This window comes from Nocardia sp. NPDC059691 (assembly GCF_042733915.1).
GTDB classification, from domain to species: Bacteria; Actinomycetota; Actinomycetes; order Mycobacteriales; family Mycobacteriaceae; genus Nocardia; species Nocardia sichangensis.
This window is the reverse complement of record NZ_JBHWFB010000005.1, coordinates 281,731-300,293: the sequence shown is the minus strand read 5'-3', so window position 1 is coordinate 300,293 and position 18,563 is coordinate 281,731. Positions and strand designations below refer to the sequence as shown.

Annotated in this window: 23 protein-coding genes and 1 pseudogene; 9 read left to right on the top strand and 15 right to left on the bottom strand. The window is 67.3% G+C overall.

What is annotated here, in order from left to right:
- Nucleotides 1–92 precede the first annotated feature (92 nt).
- Nucleotides 93–584 carry a winged helix-turn-helix transcriptional regulator gene (locus ACFV2O_RS13990; protein ID WP_379252078.1) on the bottom strand — a complete coding sequence of 164 codons (492 nt, stop codon included), beginning with the start codon at nucleotides 582–584 and terminating at the stop codon, nucleotides 93–95.
- Between the two features lie 94 nt (nucleotides 585–678).
- Between ACFV2O_RS13990 and ACFV2O_RS13985 the strand changes: the two genes are divergently transcribed.
- Nucleotides 679–1,179, top strand: coding sequence for a hypothetical protein (locus tag ACFV2O_RS13985; RefSeq protein ID WP_379252077.1), 501 nt, complete (start codon nucleotides 679–681; stop codon nucleotides 1,177–1,179).
- 137 nt (nucleotides 1,180–1,316) lie between these two features.
- Here the strand turns inward: ACFV2O_RS13985 and ACFV2O_RS13980 are convergent, their stop codons facing one another.
- Genes ACFV2O_RS13980 through radC form a run of 3 tightly spaced genes read right to left on the bottom strand, consistent with a single transcriptional unit; the run spans nucleotide 1,317 to nucleotide 3,735 of the window.
- Nucleotides 1,317–2,345, bottom strand: a complete 1,029-nt coding sequence (locus ACFV2O_RS13980) for a MerR family transcriptional regulator (protein ID WP_379252076.1) — start codon at nucleotides 2,343–2,345, stop codon at nucleotides 1,317–1,319.
- Nucleotides 2,339–3,025 (bottom strand): HEAT repeat domain-containing protein, encoded by a 687-nt coding sequence (locus ACFV2O_RS13975; RefSeq protein WP_379252181.1) that lies wholly within the window; start codon nucleotides 3,023–3,025, stop codon nucleotides 2,339–2,341. Before ACFV2O_RS13975 ends, ACFV2O_RS13980 begins: the two co-directional genes overlap by 7 nt.
- Nucleotides 3,026–3,063: 38 nt before the next feature.
- Nucleotides 3,064–3,735, bottom strand: a complete 672-nt coding sequence (gene radC / locus ACFV2O_RS13970) for a DNA repair protein RadC (RefSeq protein ID WP_379252075.1) — start codon at nucleotides 3,733–3,735, stop codon at nucleotides 3,064–3,066.
- Between the two features lie 214 nt (nucleotides 3,736–3,949).
- On the opposite strand from radC, the gene ACFV2O_RS13965 reads away from it, so the two are divergent.
- Nucleotides 3,950–4,249, top strand: a complete 300-nt coding sequence (locus tag ACFV2O_RS13965; protein ID WP_379252073.1) for a DUF6881 domain-containing protein — start codon at nucleotides 3,950–3,952, stop codon at nucleotides 4,247–4,249.
- Nucleotides 4,250–4,264: 15 nt separating this feature from the next.
- Here ACFV2O_RS13965 and ACFV2O_RS13960 read toward each other — a convergent pair whose 3' ends face one another.
- Nucleotides 4,265–4,462, bottom strand: a complete 198-nt coding sequence (locus tag ACFV2O_RS13960; RefSeq protein WP_355079063.1) for a type II toxin-antitoxin system VapB family antitoxin — start codon at nucleotides 4,460–4,462, stop codon at nucleotides 4,265–4,267.
- Between the two features lie 107 nt (nucleotides 4,463–4,569).
- Here ACFV2O_RS13960 and ACFV2O_RS13955 point away from each other — a divergent pair, with 107 nt between their 5' ends.
- Together ACFV2O_RS13955 and ACFV2O_RS13950 are read left to right on the top strand one after the other, a co-directional pair.
- Complete coding sequence (locus ACFV2O_RS13955) at nucleotides 4,570–5,091, top strand: DUF4396 domain-containing protein (RefSeq protein WP_379252071.1); 522 nt, start codon at nucleotides 4,570–4,572, stop codon at nucleotides 5,089–5,091.
- Nucleotides 5,092–5,219: 128 nt separating this feature from the next.
- A complete protein-coding gene (locus tag ACFV2O_RS13950; RefSeq protein WP_379252070.1) occupies nucleotides 5,220–6,116 on the top strand; it encodes a phenylalanine 4-monooxygenase in 897 nt (298 codons plus the stop codon).
- A gap of 16 nt (nucleotides 6,117–6,132) precedes the next feature.
- Here the strand turns inward: ACFV2O_RS13950 and ACFV2O_RS13945 are convergent, their stop codons facing one another.
- Nucleotides 6,133–6,744 carry a TetR family transcriptional regulator gene (locus ACFV2O_RS13945; RefSeq protein WP_379252069.1) on the bottom strand — a complete coding sequence of 204 codons (612 nt, stop codon included), beginning with the start codon at nucleotides 6,742–6,744 and terminating at the stop codon, nucleotides 6,133–6,135.
- Nucleotides 6,734–8,248 carry an MFS transporter gene (locus tag ACFV2O_RS13940; protein ID WP_379252068.1) on the bottom strand — a complete coding sequence of 505 codons (1,515 nt, stop codon included), beginning with the start codon at nucleotides 8,246–8,248 and terminating at the stop codon, nucleotides 6,734–6,736. Before ACFV2O_RS13940 ends, ACFV2O_RS13945 begins: the two co-directional genes overlap by 11 nt.
- Before the next feature lie 120 nt (nucleotides 8,249–8,368).
- Here ACFV2O_RS13940 and ACFV2O_RS13935 point away from each other — a divergent pair, with 120 nt between their 5' ends.
- Nucleotides 8,369–9,670 carry a D-alanyl-D-alanine carboxypeptidase family protein gene (locus tag ACFV2O_RS13935; RefSeq protein WP_379252067.1) on the top strand — a complete coding sequence of 434 codons (1,302 nt, stop codon included), beginning with the start codon at nucleotides 8,369–8,371 and terminating at the stop codon, nucleotides 9,668–9,670.
- A gap of 4 nt (nucleotides 9,671–9,674) precedes the next feature.
- Here ACFV2O_RS13935 and yhjD read toward each other — a convergent pair whose 3' ends face one another.
- The 3 genes from yhjD to ACFV2O_RS13920 all read right to left on the bottom strand — a co-directional run bounded on the left by yhjD (nucleotide 9,675) and on the right by ACFV2O_RS13920 (nucleotide 12,804).
- Nucleotides 9,675–10,703, bottom strand: coding sequence for an inner membrane protein YhjD (yhjD, locus tag ACFV2O_RS13930; protein ID WP_379252180.1), 1,029 nt, complete (start codon nucleotides 10,701–10,703; stop codon nucleotides 9,675–9,677).
- Nucleotides 10,704–10,782: 79 nt separating this feature from the next.
- Nucleotides 10,783–11,814: a tryptophan--tRNA ligase gene (gene trpS, locus ACFV2O_RS13925; RefSeq protein ID WP_355079051.1), complete on the bottom strand. Its 1,032-nt coding sequence runs from the start codon at nucleotides 11,812–11,814 to the stop codon at nucleotides 10,783–10,785.
- Nucleotides 11,815–11,835: 21 nt separating this feature from the next.
- Nucleotides 11,836–12,804: an oxygenase MpaB family protein gene (locus ACFV2O_RS13920; RefSeq protein ID WP_379252066.1), complete on the bottom strand. Its 969-nt coding sequence runs from the start codon at nucleotides 12,802–12,804 to the stop codon at nucleotides 11,836–11,838.
- 102 nt (nucleotides 12,805–12,906) lie between these two features.
- Between ACFV2O_RS13920 and ACFV2O_RS13915 the strand changes: the two genes are divergently transcribed.
- Nucleotides 12,907–13,542, top strand: coding sequence for a TetR/AcrR family transcriptional regulator (locus tag ACFV2O_RS13915; protein ID WP_379252065.1), 636 nt, complete (start codon nucleotides 12,907–12,909; stop codon nucleotides 13,540–13,542).
- A gap of 9 nt (nucleotides 13,543–13,551) precedes the next feature.
- Here the strand turns inward: ACFV2O_RS13915 and ACFV2O_RS13910 are convergent, their stop codons facing one another.
- The 4 genes and pseudogenes from ACFV2O_RS13910 to ACFV2O_RS13895 all read right to left on the bottom strand — a co-directional run bounded on the left by ACFV2O_RS13910 (nucleotide 13,552) and on the right by ACFV2O_RS13895 (nucleotide 15,081).
- Nucleotides 13,552–14,046 (bottom strand): barstar family protein, encoded by a 495-nt coding sequence (locus tag ACFV2O_RS13910; RefSeq protein WP_355079045.1) that lies wholly within the window; start codon nucleotides 14,044–14,046, stop codon nucleotides 13,552–13,554.
- On the bottom strand, nucleotides 14,046–14,540 hold the full coding sequence (locus ACFV2O_RS13905; protein WP_379252064.1) for a ribonuclease domain-containing protein: 495 nt from the start codon (nucleotides 14,538–14,540) through the stop codon (nucleotides 14,046–14,048). The genes ACFV2O_RS13910 and ACFV2O_RS13905 overlap by 1 nt, the downstream gene beginning before the upstream one ends.
- Nucleotides 14,537–14,629, bottom strand: a pseudogene (locus ACFV2O_RS13900) (exodeoxyribonuclease III); the annotation flags it as partial. The pseudogene ACFV2O_RS13900 and the gene ACFV2O_RS13905, both read right to left, overlap by 4 nt.
- A gap of 224 nt (nucleotides 14,630–14,853) precedes the next feature.
- Entirely contained in the window at nucleotides 14,854–15,081 is a 228-nt protein-coding gene (locus tag ACFV2O_RS13895; protein ID WP_379252063.1) for a hypothetical protein, read from the bottom strand.
- Between the two features lie 233 nt (nucleotides 15,082–15,314).
- Here ACFV2O_RS13895 and ACFV2O_RS13890 point away from each other — a divergent pair, with 233 nt between their 5' ends.
- Nucleotides 15,315–15,824 (top strand): DUF6879 family protein, encoded by a 510-nt coding sequence (locus ACFV2O_RS13890; protein WP_379252062.1) that lies wholly within the window; start codon nucleotides 15,315–15,317, stop codon nucleotides 15,822–15,824.
- Nucleotides 15,821–16,672, top strand: a complete 852-nt coding sequence (locus tag ACFV2O_RS13885) for a helix-turn-helix domain-containing protein (protein ID WP_379252061.1) — start codon at nucleotides 15,821–15,823, stop codon at nucleotides 16,670–16,672. The genes ACFV2O_RS13890 and ACFV2O_RS13885 overlap by 4 nt, the downstream gene beginning before the upstream one ends.
- 73 nt (nucleotides 16,673–16,745) lie before the next feature.
- Here the strand turns inward: ACFV2O_RS13885 and ACFV2O_RS13880 are convergent, their stop codons facing one another.
- Nucleotides 16,746–17,522 (bottom strand): exodeoxyribonuclease III, encoded by a 777-nt coding sequence (locus ACFV2O_RS13880; protein WP_379252060.1) that lies wholly within the window; start codon nucleotides 17,520–17,522, stop codon nucleotides 16,746–16,748.
- Between the two features lie 62 nt (nucleotides 17,523–17,584).
- On the opposite strand from ACFV2O_RS13880, the gene ACFV2O_RS13875 reads away from it, so the two are divergent.
- The gene (locus tag ACFV2O_RS13875; protein ID WP_379252059.1) at nucleotides 17,585–18,475 is read left to right on the top strand and encodes an alpha/beta fold hydrolase; all 891 of its coding nucleotides are present in this window, start codon (nucleotides 17,585–17,587) and stop codon (nucleotides 18,473–18,475) included.
- Nucleotides 18,476–18,563 lie beyond the last annotated feature (88 nt).

The window sequence follows — 18,563 nt, the reverse complement described above, 5'->3', positions numbered from 1 at the left end:
ACGGAGGCCGCTTTCACCACCCGGTGAAGGCGGCCTTCGCCGTTGTGAGGCGGACTGCTTCCATCGGCGGTCGCTGGCATCTTCAGCCGAGGTCAGGCCGGGTTCACGAGATGCGCCCCAGGTCCGGGTGTGCGACGGATCGCCGAGGGTGGCAAATGGGTGTGGCCGCCGGCGCATTCGAGGACGATGCGGACCGGCTCCTGGCATTCCTCGCCGCTGTCGGTCTGGTGGCGGACCACTACCGAGGGGCCCTGCGGATCTGCCAGATATTTGTCGCCCCATTCGAGTAAGGCGATCATGGTCGGTCGCAGATCCAAGCCGCGCTGGGTGAGGCGGTACTCGTAGCGCTGGCGAGTCCCTGGTTCCCGATAAGGAATTTTTTCCAGCACGTCGGCTTCGACGAGGCTGTCGAGCCGGGCCGAGAGCAGATTGCTGGCTATGCCCAAGCGGTCGCGGAACTCGCTGAACCGTCGCGCGCCGTCGAGCGCCTCCCGCACGATCAGTAGCGACCAGCGTTCTCCGATCACCGACAGCGCACGTGCCACTGAGCAGTTGACGGGGTCGATGCGCGGTGCGGACGTCACGCGGCCACGATACCCATCTGAGTTGACTTTTTACATCCAGGGTCATACGGTGCCGCCATCTGAGTTTCATAACTAAACCTAGGAGGCGGTCGGCATGCCCATGCTCGATGTCTACATCCCTGCGGGCACCTTCACTCCCGAGCGCGAAGCAGCCCTGCTGAACCGAATCACCGAAATCCTCATCCGGCATGAGGGTTTCGACCCGTCGGACCCGATCACACGCTCCGTGTCGTGGGCCTTTCTGCACCGGCCGGCCGCCGTGTTCGTCGGCGGCGCGCCCGCGGAAGCACCACGATACAAAGTGGTGCCGTCCGTACCGGAGGGACAACTCGACGCGATCCAGCGGGCCGGTGTCGTCCGGGAGATCACCGAGGCCATCCTCGACGCCGAGGACGGCGCATGGCCGCGCGACCCCAGCCGCATCTGGGTCTTCCCCACCGAGATTCCCGAAGGACACTGGGGCGGTTCCGGCGAAATCAAAACCTTGAAGGACATCCTGGCCCGATTGACCGTCGGCAACCTCGACCAAGCCTCGGCACTGGCCACCGAACGAATCACAGCCAGCCGACTCGAACACGATCGGGCTCCGCGATGACGACGAGTGGCACACCAGCGAGCGCTCTACTCGACGTTTGCCACAGCCATGTGCCACTCGCGGGCCAGTACGTGGCGTACTCGACGTAATTCCGGGAGGGCGATGACCAGGGAGCCCGCGAAGTCTCGAACAGGAAGTCAAGCGAGGGGGGCTTTTTTGTGGGGCCGATGTTCGAGCGTTGGCAGGAGGGCCGAGGCGATGAGGGCCACGGCGCGATCGTCGTCGCAGGACAGTTGCCGCAGGGTATCCAGCGCGATGGTCCCCGGCATTTCAGCGAGCGCCTGGGTCAGTCGGATTCGCACCGCCGAGTCCGCCGCATATGCGGTGAGCTGTTCGGCCAGCGCACTCATGATCCGATCCGCCCACTCCGCGTCCTGCGCCAGCGTTCCCAAGAGTTCGGCCGCCTCGACATCGTTCGGGCCCTCGACCACCGTGCCGATGAGCGCGGGCACGGCCCGGGTGACGCCGCGCGCACCCAAGGCGAGAGCAGCGTGTCTGCGGACCGTCGCGTCCGCGTCGTCCAGCGCGACCGTGAGAACTGAGGTCGCCTCGTCACCCGGTAGTTCGGCGAGCGCCAGGACCGCGCGCCGCCGGACGTCGACGTTGTCGGAGCCCATGCCGGATGCCACGCTCGCCACGCCGTCACCGCCCGCTCGCGCGAGAGCCCACCGCAGTGCCCCGGCCACATATGGATCCGATTCGGTGAGGACCGCCTCGGCGAGCAGCTCGGCGGGCATCGACACGTCCTCCGGCGGGGCCAGTACAGCCTGCTGCCGTCGGGCAGCATTGTGCGAACCGAGTCCGTGCAGGAGTTCGACGATGCGCAGGACGTCCTGCCAGCCGGAGGGCTCGGCCGCGTCGACCCTGCGCAGTCGCTCGAGGAGTTCCCGCTCCCGTTTCAGTCGTTCTTCCGTCTTCCGGATGAGCTCGCCGACCAGGGTGGACGGAGTGAATGCGGCTTCGTCGAGAGCGCGTGCGATTTGGCTCAGCGACAGTCCCAGCGACCGCAGCCCCTCCACGTGGAAGATCCGCCGGATGTCCTCCGGGGAGTACTCCCGGTAGCCGCCTACGGTGCGGCCGGTCGGTCGCACCAGCCCGAGGGAGTCGTAATGCCGGAGCATGCGGGCACTCACCCCCGAGCGGCGCGCCACCTCACCGATCAGCACGCAGTTGTCTCCTCCTGGTCCGGGCCGAGCGCGACGACCCGTCTCGCCGCATCGACCGCGAGGTCGAATCCGGCATCCGGGTCGAGCAGGAGCCGCTCAGTGGCGCGCGCATGCGCCCTCACCGTCGGGTCCGGACTTGCCATCGCCGTCCGCAGGACCGGCTCGACCACCTCACCGAGCGCGACGAGGGCGCGGCTCAGGCTCAACCGTACCTCCCGGTCTCCCCGGCCGAATTGCATGGCCAATTCGGCGCCCAGCCATTCTTGCCGACCGTCGGGCACGAGGACGGCGGCCGCGCGCCAGGCACTCCGCGCGACCTCGTCGTCGGCATCGTGCAACAACGACCGCGTGATCGCCGACCACGCGGTCGGGTCACCGATCTTGGACAGCGTGTGCAGCGCTTGGCTGCGAGCCTGGGCGCGCTCGGAACGGAGTTCCGCGCGGAGCTTCGGAACCGTGAGCTCCGACGGAAGACGGGTGAGCGCCCACGTGAGCATGTCGCGCACGAAGAAGTCCGGCTCGATCGCGCACCGCTCTACCAGCGCATCGATGAACCCGGGATCGGGATGAGTGCCCGCTGCCAGTGCCGCCTCGAGCCGCGTCGAGGAGTTCGCCGCCGCCAAAGCGTCGAGCAGCCGGGTGTGCTGTGTATTCCTGTGTGTCGAATTGATGGGGACCACCTCCGACAGCCAGTGAAAGCCTTCACACAGTGAGAAGGTCAAGCGAACTTCGGTGCGCTCGTCCACCTCTCCCCCGCGATGACCACGTGGTCGAGGAAGCGGAGGCCTACGGTGTGGGCGGCTTCGGTGAGCAGGGTCGTGGTGCGGCGGTCGTCGGGGCTGGGGGCGGGGTCGCCGGAAGGGTGGTTGTGCACAATGGCGAAGGCTCGGCCGTCGTGGCGCAGGACGGTGTTCAGGATTTCCCGGACGGGGACGGCGACCTGGTCGACAGCGCCTTCGGCGACGAAGACCTTCTGACGGAGGCGATTCCGGGCGTCGCAGATCAGGACGAGAAGACGCTCCACCCTGGCGCCCGCGAACAGCGGGAGGGCGGCGGCGGCCACGTCGGCGGGGCTGGTGAGCCGGATCGACGTGTCCGGCCTGCCACGTGCTCGTGCGCCGAGGTGGAAGGCGGCGATGATCGCGGCGGCCTTCGCGACGCCGATGCCCGCCCGGCGCGACAACTCCTCCGGCCGCGCGGACGCCAGCCCGGCGAGACCGCCGTGCTCGACCAGCAACTCCACCGCCAGGTCCAGCGCGCTCGCACCGCGCCTGCCCTGGCGTAGCAGCAATGCGAGCAGCTCCGCGTCGCTCAGCGCGTGCGGCCCGAGCGCCAGCAACCGTTCACGCGGCCGCTGCGTCACCGGCACGTCGACTAGAGAGACCGCCATGACTCCCACCCCTCGGTCACGCCAACAGTGCCCGGGATTCTGCCAGGAGCCACCGACACTCCGGCCAGCACTCGACCGCGACCACTCACCTCGAGGGAAACTCGGCCGACCACCCCGTCAGCTCAGCAGCGGGACGCCGACCCGCGACACCCATATGCTGGCTGATATGCGGTTCGGCAACCGAGTCGGTCACGAACTGGGGAGTTGATGCGCGATGTGGTACCTGAAGGCGCAATGGCACCACGATTTCGACGACGAGCCGGTGGAGCTGTTCAGCGAGATCGGCGACGACGGTTTCGAGGTGCGCAAGGTCGAGGTGTTCCGGGACGGCCACCGCGACTGGGCCGATTCCGGTCGCGGCACAGGCACCACCGAACTCGGGCAGATCCCGGTTCCCACGCCGGACGAACTGAACGCCGAGACCGAGTTCACCGCACTCCAGATCGACACCAGGGAGTTCGACGAGGTCTGGCAGCGCGCTCTCGAGGAGCGGCGGCCCACTTCTCCCAGATAACCGGTTCCAGAAGGCCTAGCGGTCCACCACCGCGACGTCCGGTAGCCCGACGAACATCTTCGCGGCGAGCCGCTGCAGATTGTGCAGCTGGCGCTCGTGCACGACGATCCGGCGCAAGGCCTCGTTGACGGTGGCGTCACTGGTCGACGTGCCCATGATGGCGGCGGCCGCGGCGAGCAGGTCCTGGTCGAGATCGATCCGCACGGATTTCATGCGCCCTCCTTCATACTTTCGCCATCTTGCGGCATAACGCCCGTTCATGTCCGGCAAATCGCGAACTCGGCCTTGCGCAAATACCCTACGGGGGTATAGTTCCAGTCATGGAACACAGGCACCACCCGTCGGCCGAACACCTCTCGCACGCCGCACCCGCCGAACAACACAGCGCGCACCACGGTCCCGCTACCTGGCGGATGGCGGCGATGGCGACCCTGCACTGCCTCACCGGCTGCGCCATCGGCGAAATCCTCGGCATGGTGATCGGCACCGCGCTGGGCTGGAACAACACCTCGACGATGGTGCTGGCCATCGTGCTGGCGTTCGTGTTCGGCTATGCGTTGACCATGCGTGGCGTGCTGCGCGCGGGCCTGCCGTTGGCGGCGGCCGTCGGCACCGCGCTTGCCGCCGACACGGTGTCCATCACGGTGATGGAGATCGTGGACAACGCCGTGATCCTCGCCGTTCCCGGCGCGATGGACGCCCACCTGGACACGGTGCTGTTCTGGACCACCCTCGCCTTCTCCTTGGCGGTGGCCTTCGCGCTGACCACGCCGGTCAACAAGTGGATGATCGGACGCGGTAAAGGCCACGCGGTGGTGCATTCGTTGCACGGCGCGCACTGATCAGCACGCCGTCCGATCCCCGCCTTCGGTTGCCAGGACGGCCCCGGGAAAGCCCGTTCAGCTAGGCAGATTGCTCAGCTGAACGGGCTTTTGTTGTCGGCGGGTTCCTACGGTGCTTGCATCGAGTCATGTTCAGCGAGGCGCAGTTGTACTCGCCGGTGACCCGCACCGGCGACGGCGACGTGACCGTGCACCTGAGCGATGAGCACCCCGGTGTGCACGATCCGGAATATCGGGCCCGGCGCAATGCCATCGCCGCGCTGGCACTGGACCACGCACCGGGAAAGCCGACACCCCACATCGCCTACACCGACGAGGAGCAGCAGGTGTGGCGGATCGTGTCGGCCGAACTCGCGCGCAAACATCGCACCTATGCCAGCGCGGAGGTGCTGACGGCCGCCGAAGCGCTGTCGTTGCCCACCGATCACATCCCACAATTGGACGAGGTGTCCGCGGCGCTCGCCCCGCTGACCGGATTCCGGTACGCACCGGCCGCCGGACTGGTGCCGCTGCGACAGTTCTTCGGCTCCTTCGCCGATCGGATCTTCCACTCCACGCAGTACATCCGGCATCATTCCGCACCGTTGTACACCCCGGAGCCGGATGCCGTCCACGAGATCATCGGGCATGCCACCCAGATCGCCAGCCCGCGCTTCGCGGCGATCTACGCGACCGTCGGCGCGGCGGTGGCGCGCCTGAGCACCGATCGCGCGTTGAAATTCCTTGCCGACGTCTTCTGGTTCTCGATGGAATTCGGCGTCGTCCGGGAGCGCGGCGAGATTCGGTGCTACGGCGCGGGCCTGCTGTCGTCCTACGGCGAGATCGAGGAGTTCCGGCACGCCGAACTACGCCCACTCGACGTCGCCCGGATGGGTACCGCGACCTACGACATCACCCACTATCAGCCGACTCTCTACTGCGCGGACTCGATCGCCGAGATCGAGGACGTGATCGGCGGCTTCTTCGCGACCATGGACGACGACACGCCCGACCGTTTGCGGCAGGCCAGTCCGGCAGGCGCGTAACAGTACGGCCGGTACTTCAGGACTCGCGCTTCGGAACGAGGGGCATGCCCGCGTCCAGGAAATCCAATGTGCGGGTGAGGTTCTCCACGTTCAAGGGCGTCATCGTCGCCATGCCCAGAGCCGCGCCCGCCATCGCGCCCGCCGCCACCCGCACCTCGAAGTCGTCGGCGGACCGGCCGAGATGATCGGCCAGCAGGCCCGCGATGAGATCGATGCTGCGGATGATCTCCAAGCCGATGGCCGACCGCAGCTCCGGCACGTGATAGAGCAGCGCCTGCCGCTCCTGCTCGAACGCCAGCTCGGCGTCGGACAGATTGCCGAAGACCTCGAGCATCGCGTCGCGGAAGGCCGCCATCGGCCCGATGTCGCGCGGCTGACGCCGCAACGCCTCGATCATCGGCGGATCGAGGTCGTCGGCGAGCACCAGCTGTTCCTTGGTCGGGAAGTAGCGGAAGAAGGTGCTGGGCGAGACATCGGCGGCAGCGGCGATCTGTTCGATCGTCGTCTCGTTGTAACCCTGCTCGCGGAACAGCCGGAAGGCCTCGAGGCGAATCGTCCGGCGGGTCCGTTCCTTCTTCCGCTCGCGCAGACCCTGCGCCGTCCCGCTCGCGGGTAGCTCAACCGACATGGATCGATTCTGCCGCACCCGGCTCCGGCGCCCGTGCGGGTTGCCGCGTGCGCACCAAGGTCGCCGTGAGCACCGCCGCCAGCACGCAGAGCGCGGCGCAGGCCCACAGCATCGCGCCCATGCCGCCGAGGAAGGCCACCTGCACCTGGTGCAGCATCGACGGATCGCCCAGCTTGCCCGCCGTGGCGACGCCCGCGTTCACGCCGTCGGAGATCGGCTCGCGGTTCAGCTCGCCCAGTTCCGACCGATACCGAGTGGACAGCACGGTGCCGAGCACCGCGACGCCGATGGTGCCGCCCGCCTGGCGCAGCGCCTGCAACAGCGCGGAGCCGGACCCGGAGCGCTCGGCATCCAGATCACCCATCGCCATGCCCATGGCCGCGGGCATCACCAGCCCCATACCGGCGCCGAGCAGCGTCAACCACAGGGCGGCGAAGCCGTAACCGCTGTCCACGGTGGTCAACGCCCCCAGTGCCAGCGAGCCGGCCAGCAGCGCGAATCCGGCGGCCACCACCACGCGCACGCCCAGTTTCGGCAGCGCTTTGTCGACCAGCCTGCTGCCGACCAGCAAACCGGCGATCAACGGAAGCAATCGCAGGCCGCTGCCGAGCGCGTCCACGCCGAGCACCGCTTGGAAGTACTGCGGAACGGTGAAGAACATGCCGAACATGGCGAAGTTCACCACGATCGAGAAGGCGGTCCCCCAGCGGAACCCGTCGGCGGCGAAGAGCCCGAGATCGACCAGCGGATGCGTGGTCCTGCGCTGCCAGAGAAGGAACGCGCCGAGCAGCAGCACACCGGCCGCGATGATCGCCCAGGCCGGGCCGTCGCCCCAGCCTTTCTCGCCGATCCGGATGAAGCCGTAGGTGAGCCCGAGCATGCCCGCGGCGGACAGCGCGACACCGGGCAGATCGATCCGGAAGTGCTGCGCGCTGCGCGATTCGGGCACCAACGCGGCGACGGCGCACGCACCGATCACGACCATCGGCACGTTGATCAGGAACACCGAACCCCACCAAAAGTTCCGCAGCAACCAACCTCCCACGATCGGGCCCAGCGGTAGGCCGATCGCGGTGGAGGTGATCCAGATGGTGAGCGCCCGCTGGAGTTCGGCCGGTTCGGGGAACATCGCGGGCAGCACCGACATCGACAGCGGCATCATCGCCGCGGCCGCGATGCCGAGCACGACGCGCGCCGCGACGAGTTCGCCGGGCGAGGTGGCCACGGCGCACGCGATGGACGCCACGCCGAACAGCACCAGCGCGGCGAGCAGGAACTTCTTGCGGCCGTAGCGATCGCCGAGCGCGCCCGCGGGCAGCATCACGGCGGCCAGCGCCAGCGTGTAGGCGCTGCTGAACCATTGCAGCGCGGCGGTATTCGCGTTCAGGTCGACGGCGAGCGTGGGCAGCGCCACGGTCAGCACGGTGACATCGAGCCCGATCGTCAGCATCGCCACGGCCAGCGCGCCGAGGGCGAGCCAGCGACGGGACGAGTCGTTCTTCATGACGCCTCCATAAATGCTAGCTACATCTTTTTGATAGTAGCTCTCACTTAGTAGATACTGTCAATACCGTCGCGGGGATGGACTGCCCGATCACCGGACCGCTCGCTAGGCTCATCGGCGATGAAGATCACTCGCCGTGCCTTGCTCTGCTCAGGCGCCGTGCTCGCCGTCGCCGTGATCGGAGCGACGGCCGCGCCGTCCCTCGCAGCGCCGAGCACCACCACGCCGTTCACCACCCCGAACACCGACGGGTGCCCGCAGAAGACATCGCCGCCCGCACCGATCGACACCTCCGAGGTGCCCGCACCCGGACAGCCGACCCCCACGCCGCTGCCGATCCCTTCTCCGCCGATCGGGGGAACCCGCCTCGGCGAGTGCGGAGTCGTACTTCCCAAAGCCGCGCCGCCCGCTCCGCAGGACATTTCGGCGACGGCCTGGCTGGTGGCGGATCTGGATACCGGAGAGGTGCTGGCCGCGAAGGACCCGCACGGTCGCTACCGGCCCGCGAGCACGATCAAGGTGCTGCTGGCCACCCTGGCGCTGCGCACGCTGAATCTCGACAAGGTGGTCGTCGGCACGCAGGCCGACGCCGACGCCGACGGCACCCGGGTCGGCATCGGCCCCGGCGGACGTTACACCAACCGGCAGCTCATGCAGGCGTTGATCATGGCTTCGGGCAACGACGCGGCGCATGCCATCGCGGCGCAGCTCGGCGGCGACGCCGCGACCGTCGCGAAGATGAACGACCTGGCGAAGTCGTTGCGCGCCATGGATACTCGCACGGCCACTCCGTCCGGGCTGGACGGCCCCGGCATGAGCACCTCGGCCTACGACCTCGCCGTGCTGTTCCGCGAGGCCATGACAGTTCCGCTGTTCGCCGAGCTGATCCACACCGAGCAGGTCGACTTCCCCGGCTACCCCGCCGACCCTGCCGTTCCGGGCGACACCGACCGCCCCGGCTACCCGATCGGCAACGACAACCAGCTGCTCTACAACTACGACGGCGCCCTCGGCGGCAAGACCGGCTTCACCGATGACGCGCGCCAGACCTTCGTCGCCGCCGCCCAGCGGGGCGGCCGCAGGCTCGCCGTCACTCTCCTCAAAGCCGACGTGCAGCCGGTGCGCCCGTGGGAGCAGGCGGCCCGCCTGATCGACTACGGATTCGCGCTGCCCCGCGGCGCCTCGATCGGCAATCTGCCCGGCGCGGTGGTACCCCAGCGCGACCAGAGCGGAGCCACCCTCGCCGCGCCGCCCACATCGGGAAACGACCCGGCGATGTCCTCGTCGCCGGGCAGCGACCCGTCCGCCATGCCACACACCGGAGATCGCCGCACCGGCGCGCGCACCGTACTGATCATCGGCGGTGTCCTCGTGATCGCCGCGCTCGTCCTAGGGGCACGGCGGGCCACCCGGCGACGCTGATCGATCACCGCCGGTCCGACCTGCGTAATCCGGAAAGAGTCAGGGCGGCAAGCGCACCCGCGCCGAAGAAGGCGGCGCCCACCCCCATCGAGACGTCACGCGCACCGACCCGCGGCGCGATCACGGCCGGCCCGGGGGCGGGAATCTCGGCTTCCGGCTCGTTCTCCGCGGCGGTGGCGGCCCAGGCCGTGGCGAACAGGACGATGCGGTAGGTGACGTAACTGAACACCATCAGACCGATGATCGAGCCGAAGGTGGCGCCCGCCGGACTGCTGAGCACCGATTGCAGGTAGATCGAGGCGACGATCTTGAACACCTCGAAGACCAGCGCGGCCAGACCGGCCGCCTTGGCGGCACTGGCCAGCGTCACCGGTTCCCGGGGCAACCGCGCGATGACCCAGGCGAACACCGCCCAGGAGGCGAGGAACCCGAGCGCGATCGACAACAGCGACAACAGCAGGTCCGCGCCCGGCAAATCGCCGAGGCCCAGATTGTCCAGCAGTTGACTGCCGAGCGAACTCGACGCCAAGGCCGACAAGCCCAGCGAGACCGTGAACGCGAGGCCGAGACCGACCAGCGCACCCAGATCGGAGAGCTTGGTCATCAGCCAGTTGCCGTCCGGAGACTTCTGGTCCCATTGCTCGGTGAGCGCGGCGCGCAGGTTGGCCATCCAGCCGAGGCCGCTGTAGACGCCGGTGATCAGGCCCAGCGCGCCGACCGTGCGCCGGGAGTCGACCGCCTGCTCGATCAAATCGTTCAGCTGCGTGCCGAACGAGCCGGGAATGTTCTCGACGATCTTGGACTGCAACTCCCCGAGCAGATCGGGATTGCTGGACAAGATCACGCCCGCGACCGCGAAAGCGATCATGAGCAGCGGAAACAACGACAGCACAGTGAAATACGTGATGCCCGCCGCGTAGTAGTCGCCCCGCTGCCGCTGATAGCGCCCCGCCGCGCGAACCAGATGGTCCAGCCACGGCTGCGCCTGGATCCGGCGTTGAATCCCGGCTTTGACGTTGTCGATCACCTGCACCATTCGCCCCTTCGACCGAGAGACCTCACACCGGTGGTACCCGGTCGGGCGCGCGACAACCGCCCAGGCGAGCGGCCGCCTAGCGACTCAGCAAGCCCACCCGGTCGTAGACCTGCGCGAGGGTGTTGCCCGCGATCTCTCGCGCACGCTCGGCGCCGGCCGCGAGTACGCGGTCGAGTTCACCCTGATCCGACATGTACTCTTGCACCTTGGCCTGCAACGGCGTGACAAATTCGACCAGCGCGTCGGCCACGTCGGCTTTCAGCTCGCCGTAACCCTTACCCTCGAAATCCTTTTCCAAGGTGACGATCGGCGCACCGGTCAGCGAACTCAGGATCACCAACAGGTTGCTGACGCCCGGCTTGAGTTCCGGGTCGTAGCGGATCTCGCGTTCGGTGTCGGTGACCGCGGATTTCACCTTCTTCGCGGTGACCTTCGGGTCGTCGAGCAGGTTGATCAGACCCGCGTCGGTGGAGGCCGACTTGCTCATCTTCGCGGTCGGGTCCTGCAGGTCGTAGATCTTCGCCGTGCCCTTGACGATGTGCGCCTCCGGCACCACGAACGTCTTCTTGAACCGAGAGTTGAAGCGCTGGGCCAGGTTACGGGTCAGTTCCAAGTGCTGACGCTGGTCCTCGCCGACGGGCACCTGATGGGCGCGATAGAGCAGGATGTCCGCGGCCATCAGGATCGGGTAGGTGAACAGGCCTGCGGTCGCGTTCTCCGCGCCCTGCTTCACCGACTTGTCCTTGAACTGGGTCATCCGGCTGGCCTCGCCGAAACCGGTGAGACAGCTGAGCACCCAGGTCAGCTCCGCGTGCTCGGGTACCTGGCTCTGCACGAACAGGGTCGACTTCTTGGGGTCGATGCCCAGCGCGAGCAACTGGGCGGCGGCGGCGTTGGTGCGGAGCTTCAGTTCCTTGGGGTCCTGCGGCACCGTGATCGCGTGCATGTTCGGGATGAAATACAGCGCGTCGTAGTCGTCCTGCATGGTCACCCAGTACTGCAGCGCGCCAAGGTAGTTCCCTAGATGGAACGAGGAGCTGGTCGGCTGGATCCCGGACAGAACCCGCTGTTTACGTTCGGCGGCCGGGCTGGGCGCAGGACTCGACATACTCCGATTTTCGCATGCGGCTCAAGCCGAATTTCGCTGCACCCAGTTGCGCGGGTCCACCCCGGGCATGCTCGGCCGTCCGCCGCTGACCAGTTCGTGTTCCCGCTTGGACAGCATCTTGTAGACCGGCGCGCTCGGCCCGGCGAGCGTGCCACGCAGCACCGGGGGCACCAGCGGAACCGACACGTGCGCGGTGCGAACCGCTCGGGACAGTCCCTGGTAGGCGACCTCCTCCGCCACACCCCAGCGCATCCCGTACATCCGGCGGATGCGTGTCGGCAGGCTGCCCTGCACCAGCAGGTAGAACGCGGAGGTGACCTGCTGTAACGGCACACCCTGCGAGTAGGGGACGCGCTGTCCGGCCAGGTAGGAGCCGACCAGCCGCGCCTCGTCGGTGAGGAACAGTTCGCCGGAGGCGAGGTAGCCGTCGAAGAAGGCACGGAACTCCGGATAACTGGCGGGCGCCGCGTCCGCGGGCATGCCGAACAGCTCGCCCCAGCGCACGTAGTCCTGGTAGAGCCCTTCGCGCTCACCGCCGGTCATGGTGCGCACCAGCAGGTCGTACATCACCTCGGCCGAGTCGAATGTGAAGGCCATGGTCATGAACATGAGGTGCGGGTCGAGCGCGGAGTATCCCGTCCCCGCCGGGTGCTGGTCACCGGCGTCCTCCGGCAGCGTCCCACGCACCTTGACGTGCCGTTTCCTGGTGAAAGCCAGCGCGCGGTCGGCCTCGGCTCTGCTACCGAGGAACACCGCCTCGAACAGGCGGCCGGTCAGCGCGAGCCGGGTGTAGGGGGTCATGCGGTGCTCGGTGTTCTCCGCCGTGCCGACAAAGAGCAGCGGGTGCACCGCCCCGATCACCAGCGCGCGCAAGCCGTAGGTCAGTCCCACCGCCCGCTTGCTCATCACCCGCCGGACCATCGAGTGGTCACTGAAATAGCCGGGCTCGGACATCGCCGCCTCCTCATCGAGCACATCTGGCAATAGCATCCACCAGAACCTACCTTTCTGGCAATACTCCATGCCAGAATGTGGCGCGCGGGTCGATCGGGCGACAACCACGGTGTTCAGCGGACCTGTAAGAATCGAAGGGTGACGGCGCAGCGGACTTACGGGGGCATCTCCGCCGAGGAGCGCCGGGCGCAGCGGCGTGCGGCGTTGCTGGAGGCCGCGCTGGAGATCATCGGCACGGAGGGGCTGGGGAAACTGACCGTGTCGGGGTTGTGCGCGCGGGCGGGTCTCAACGAGCGGTACTACTACGAGAACTTCGACAGCCGCGACGCCGTGCTCACCGCCCTGATCGACGGGATCGCCGCGGAACTGGCGGCGGCCATCCTCGCGGCCGTGCGCACCGCCGCGCCGGACACGCGCGCGACCGCGCACGCCGCGATCACCGCGGGCGTGCACCTGCTCACCGATGACCCACGTAAGGCGAAAGCCGCCCTGATCGCGGGTATGGCGACGCCGGAACTGCGCGCCCGCACCACCGAGACGGTGCGAACGTTCGCGCGGATGGTGGCCACCGAGGGCACGGACTTCTACCGGCTCCCGGATTCCGGCCCGGCCGCGGTGGTCGAGTTCCGGGCCCTCTACCTGGTCGGGGGGCTGGTGCAGACGCTGACCGCCTGGCTCCAAGGCGACCTGGATCTCACGCGCGACGAATTGATCGAGCAGACAGTCGACGTGTTCGTCCTGCTCGGCGAGGACATGGCCGGCAAACTGCGGTAACAGCCCTGGTCACAGCCGCAGGGACACGTCCTCCAGATCGGGCGCTTCGCCTTGCAGGACGACCCGGAAGAGTACGTCCCGCCGCGACCAGTAGGCCGCGCAATCGCGCATGGCCTCGGCGAACCAGTCACGCTCGACGGGCTCGTCGGCGAGCAATCCGGCCGAGTCGCGCACCACGGCAACGTAGCCGGCCCCTTCGCCGAGGAAATCGTCCAGATCACGCAGGCACTCGTCGAACGCGTCCTTGTTCTCCCCGAAGTAGTACGGAAACTGGAACGCGGCGGCGAACTCGTCGAACAGGCGCGCAGTGGTGGTCATCTTCGCGCCGCGCAGTTCACGCACCAGGTAGCCCGAGGGCGCTTTGTCTCGCACCCCGCTGAAGTCGGCGGCGTCCACCGCGAGCGTGCCGAACGTGACACGCGGCGGGGTGAGTGCGGCGCCGGGCGGCGCGTCGTCGGCGTCGGAGCGGGCAAGGAACTGCGACAGCGTGACGGTCTTTGTCATCAGCGCATCCTCGTGAAGGTCTTGTAGTGATCGCCGGTGTACCAGGCCGAACCGTCGCTACCGGTGACGATGCGTTCGGCGTCGCGGGATCGGCCGGACTGCTTGGGATTGACGTCCCATTCCTGATAGATGATCGGCTTACCGGAGCCGTCGGCGGCGGGCAAGTCCCCGCCGCGGTTCTGCCATCGCTCGCCCCCTTTGGTGCCGGGGGCGTTCGCCGAGGCGGGCCACCGGCCGGCGTCGATCTCCCGCAGCGTGGCGTACGCGCGCTCCGGGACACCGGACGCCTGATCGACCGGCGACGCGCTGTCCGCACCGCGTGGCGCGGCGGCGGTCGGGGTTACCGCGCTCGTCGCGACGGTGGTCGCGCGACTCGCCGGGGTAGATGTGGTGGTAGCGCCACCGTCGTACAGCGCGAGCACCGCGGCGAGCACCACCAGGGCCACCGCGACCAGCAGGCCGACACCGCGCTTGATCAGTCGCGCCCGGTTCATCGGTACTGCACCGTGACGGGCGCGTGGTCCGACCAGCGCTGATCGTAGGTAGCGGCGCGCTCGACCACCGCCTCCTCGGCTCGGGTGGCCGGACCTCCTCGGGCGAGGTGATGGTCGACGCGCCATTGGATCGACTCGGTGAGCAGATGCAGATAAGGAACCGAAATGTAGACCCCGTTACGCGCCTTGCCGGTGGCGCGGCTATCCGTCATGACTGACGAATCTACGTCACCTGCCCGGCATCTAGAGCACGGACGCAACACCGTCCAAGCTCGTGGAGGAACTGAAGTAAGGACATCACTCGTCCGGCGTGTTACTCGGCGTACTGCCCCGACTTGGGAAAGGTGACTACCGCCAACTCTTCCGCAGCTTTGAACAGTGCGGCTATGGCCCGGTGGTCGGGACCGAGATACGGGTTCACTTCCTCGGCAATTTTCTGCAACTGATCACGGACCACCACCGAAAGCTCTCGAGGCAGCTTTCCGGGGAACTCCGGCGGGTTATCAGGATCTATCGGGTACTCGCTCAGTTCGGGTGTCACGACTCTCGTCCAAGCATGGAAGACAGACCGGGCCGATACCGTCGAGTTGCCACACCTGCTACTCGGTTTCCTGGAACCGGATACGTTCATCGGTGCGACGTTGACCGACACCGGCCGAGGAACATTTCGGCTCACTGGTCGGCCGGTCACCGAACCAGAACTACTCGCACGGCTCGACATTGCCGACGACGAAGCCGCTATCGAGGTTCCGAAGTTAGAAAGGACGTTCTACGGTGCTGCTAGTGCCCGATGAAGGGTTCCCGGACCTACTCCGGACCTGCAAGCGGGAAGCATTTCACCTCGAAGTGCTCGACTCGTACGCCGAACCGAACGAGCATGAACCGTTCCGGCGGTTCCTGGCAGACGAGCCGGATGACTACGCATGGTTCCAGCCGTGGACCGAGCTGATACAGGAGACGGCCAGCCGGGGCGTAGCGGTCACACGGGTACGAATCGTCACCGAACCGCACACCGACTACACCCGGTTCGCGCTTGCCGTGGCAGCGCTCAACGTACGGGCAGGCGAAGACATTCGATATCTGCCCCGGCATCATGCCGGGGAAGTCCCTTCGGATGACTACTGGCTACTTGATGACGAAACAGTGGTCTTCTCAGCGTTCGGGGAGTCCGGAGGTTGGTCTGGTGCGGTAACCACCGACCCGTACATTGCCGCGTACTGTCGCGGCCTCCGAGCCCGGTTCTGGTCTCTCGGCACCCCGTTTCCGGAGTACGTCACACAGTGACCGATTCAGTTGACCAGCAGCGCGAATATCTCGGGGCGCAACTCCGGGGTATTCGTGTTGCCGCTGGGTTGTCCGGCGCGGAGTTGGCACGCCGTAGCGGATGGGACGCAAGCAAGGTTTCAAAGATCGAATACGGCCGGATACGGCCGTCCCTGGAGGACATCTCGGCGTACTGCCGACACTGCAACGCAGGTGACCAACTAGCAGACCTCCACGCGGCGCGGCAGAACATAGATACCGCGTACCTCGAATGGCGGAAGATTCTCGGTACCGGAACCAAGCGCAGACAGCAAGCGTCGATCAAGTGGGAATCCGAAGCTCGGATCATCCGATCGTTTGAACCGGTCTTGGTTCCCGGTCTTCTACAGACCGCCGACTACGCGGCGGGCATCCTGCGGAAGGTAATCGAGTTCCAGCAGATTCTGGACGATCTGGACGGGGGGGTATCCAAGCGGATGCAGCGGCAACAAGTCCTGTATCAGCGTGACCACTTGTTCCACTTCGTCCTTGGTGAACAAGCGTTGTACACCACCGTGGGCGACGGGCAGACGATGGTCGGCCAGCTCGACCGGCTCTTAGCTGTCCAAGGTATGCCGCGTGTGACGCTTGGAATCGTGCCGATGCTGGCACCGTTCGAGACGGCTACCACGTCGTTTCTGATGTTCGATTCGAGCCGTGTCCTGGTCGAAAACATCACAGCAGAGCTGTCGATCACTCAGCCGCGAGAGATAGCGGTGTATCACCGGACGTTCGACGTCCTGGCTCGTCAGTCCGTGACCGGTGAAGCAGCGCGGGCGCTGATCCGGAAGGCGATCAGCGCGCGGCGTCGCGGTGGACACACCGAGTGAGAGACCAGTTAGATAAGGGCAAACACCACCAAGGCCGCCGCGCCCAGCAGGCCGATGGGCTTGATCGACCGGCTCATCGGTACTGCACCGTGACGGGGGCGTGGTCGGACCAGCGCTGATCGTAGGAGACGGCACGCTCGACCACCGCGTCCTTGGCCCGGGCGGCGAGATCACCGCGAGCGAGGTGGTAGTCGATGCGCCAGCCGCTGTCGTTGTCGAACGCGCGGCCTCGGTAGGACCACCAGCTGTACGGACCGTCGATGTCGGGATGCAGGTGGCGCACCACGTCGACGAATCCGGCGGCCAGCAGCTCATCGATCCACGCCCGCTCCTGCGGCAGGAACCCGGCCGACTTCAGATTGCCCTTCCAGTTCTTCAGATCACGCTCGGTGTGGGCGATGTTCCAGTCCCCGGCGACCACGAAATCACCGGTTCGCGCGGCGAGGTAGGCGCCGAGTTCGGCCATGAAGCGATACTTCTCGTCTTGACGCACCGTGCCCGCGTCACCGGAGTGCACGTAGACGCTGGCCACGGTGACATCGTCGAAATCGGCTTCGAGATAGCGGCCCGCCGCGGCGAACTCACTGCTGCCGAAGCCGACTCGCACGGCGCTGGGCGCCCGCCGGGACAGGATGCCGACACCGGCGCGGCCCTTGGACTCCGGTTCGGCGTGCGACAGCTGCCATCCCGCGTCGAGCGCGGGCGCCAGCGCGGCCCGGACCTGCTCGTCGGTGGCGCGAGTCTCCTGCACGCAGACGATGTCCGCCTCGGTGGCCGCGAGCCAGGCGAGCAGCCCCTTGCCCGCGGCCGCGCGGACACCGTTCACGTTCACTGTCGAGATATACGGCACACCACGACCGTACAATGCTGGTCAGATGAAGTCCCTTGGACACTGCCGTCCAGGAAGGGGTGATGACGATGTCGTCCGACACCTCCCAGTCCTCCTCCGCCCCCGCGCGCGGATCCACCCGGGCGAAACAGCCCCAGCCGATCAAGGCATTGCACGTGGGATCCGGCGATCCCCTGCTGTTGCTGCACGGATTCATGATGTCGCCGCACTGCTGGGAGCAGACGGCGGCGCGGCTGTCGACGCACTGCGAGGTGTTCGCGCCCGCGTTCGCGGGCCACTGGGGCGGCGCGCCCACCGGAGGCCCGTCGGTGGACGTGGGTTCGCTGGCCGACCGGATCTGCGAGCAGCTCGATGAACTGGGTTGGCGCACTTGCCATATCGCGGGCAACTCGCTCGGCGGACTGGTCGGCGTCGAACTCGCCCGCCGCGGACGTGCCCGCACCCTGACGCTGATCGCGCCCGCGGGCGGCTGGCATGCGCCCTCGCTGACCCAATGGCGGGTCAACCTGAAATTCCTCTCCCTGATACCGCTCGTCGAAATCGGCAAGCGCATCGGCGGATTCGTGATCGGCAACCCACTCGCTCAGCGGGTCGCATTGCTCGCGTTGAGCAAGCAGGCCTCCGCGGTGTCCCGGCGCGACGCCGCCGCCGCGCTCGCCGCCGCGCTGCACTGCCCGGCGATGGTGCCGATGATTCTCGGCGCGATGCGGGCGCCGGCACAGGACGACCTGTCCACCCTGCGGACGCCGGTCCGGCTGCTGCTGTCGGAGTACGACCGGGTCATTCCCAACCGCGTCTACGCGCGGCGCTACCTGAAGGAACTGCCCGAATCCGCCGACCGCATCCTGGTCAACGGCGTCGGCCACGTGCCGATGCTGGAAGCGCCCGACCGCATCGCCACCCTCATCGCCGAACACGTCTACGCCAGCCGCACTCGGCTACGCGCTGTGTAGTTCGGCCGCGACTTCGTCGCGGCGTGTGCTGTGTTGATCTTTCCAGCGCCTGCGGCGCTGGGTGTTCGCGGCCCTCTTATGGCTCGGT